This window comes from Streptomyces sp. NH27, from assembly GCF_056859195.1.
This window is the reverse complement of sequence record NZ_JACEGK010000964.1, coordinates 1-1,230: the sequence shown is the minus strand read 5'-3', so window position 1 is coordinate 1,230 and position 1,230 is coordinate 1. Positions and strand designations below refer to the sequence as shown.

The window sequence follows — 1,230 nt, the reverse complement described above, 5'->3', positions numbered from 1 at the left end:
CCGTACGTACCGTGCGGGCAACCCACGATGGCGGGTCGCCCGGGTGCGTACCGGAACCGTCGCGGCGGGTGGCCGCATCGCACCGTGCGCACTCGAACCCCCAGGTCCCGACGTGCCACCCCGTACCGCACCCCGGTAACCTCCGGACATGCCCCCGCACGTCTCCATCGTCACGGACTCGACGGCCTACCTGAGCCCGCAAGCCCTCACCCGGCACGCCATAAGCCTGGTCCCCCTCACCGTGGTGATCGACGACGAATCCTTCGTAGAGGGCACCGACATCTCCGCACCGGCCGTGGCCCGCGCCCTCCAGCGCCGCCGCCCGGTCACGACCTCCCGCCCGAGCCCCGCCGAGTTCACCGCGGCCTACGAAGCCGCCGCCGCGTCCGGCGCGCAGGCGATCGTCTCGCTCCATCTGTCCGCCGACTTCTCGGGGACGTACGACGCCGCCACCGTCGCGGCGAAGGAGGCGCCCGTCCCGGTGCGCGTCGTCGACACCGGCATGGTCGCGATGGCGCTCGGCTTCACCGTTCTCGCCGCCGCCGAGGCCGCGGAGGCCGGCGGCAGCCCGGACGATGTGGTGGCCGCGGCCGAACGCCGGGCCGCCGCCACCTCCGCCTTCTTCTACGTCGACACGCTCGACTACCTGCGCCGCGGCGGCCGGATCGGCGCGGCACAGGCCCTCTTCGGCTCCGCGCTCGCGGTGAAGCCGCTGCTACGGCTCGCGGACGGGCGGATCGAGCTGCTGGAGAAGGTGCGCACCGCGTCCAAGGCGGTCACCCGGCTCGAGGAGATCGTGGTGGAGTGCGCGGGTTCCGCCGTCGACGGCGGGGCGGGTACCGGACGGGTGGACCTCGCGGTGCACCACCTTGCCGCGGCCGACCGCGCCGCGGCCCTCGCGGAGCGGCTGCGCCCGCGGGTGCCGGGGCTGGGGGAGTTGGTGGTGAGCGAGGTGGGCGCGGTGATCGGGGCGCACGCCGGGCCGGGGCTGCTCGGGGTCGTGGTGTCGCCGCGCTGAAGTGCCGCGCTGAGGTGAGGGTGCTCGGGGGCCGGTGGTTGGGTAGCCGGGCGGTTGGCGGTTCGGCGTGAGGGCGGTACGGCGGTTGGGTGGCGGGCGTTGGGTGGCCGGGTGGCCCGTGAGCAGGGCGGGCCGGCGGGCGGTCACGCTGGCGGCCGGGCCGGCGTTGAGGCGGTCGGGTCACCCACACGAGTGGCGAAGTGATCCACATC

General features: G+C 75.1%; 1 protein-coding gene. It reads left to right on the top strand.

Features of this window, described 5'->3' with window-relative positions; translation table 11 throughout:
* Positions 1–148 precede the first annotated feature (148 nt).
* Positions 149–1,018 carry a DegV family protein gene (locus tag AC13HU_RS37430; protein WP_483046463.1) on the top strand — a complete coding sequence of 290 codons (870 nt, stop codon included), beginning with the start codon at positions 149–151 and terminating at the stop codon, positions 1,016–1,018.
* Positions 1,019–1,230 lie beyond the last annotated feature (212 nt).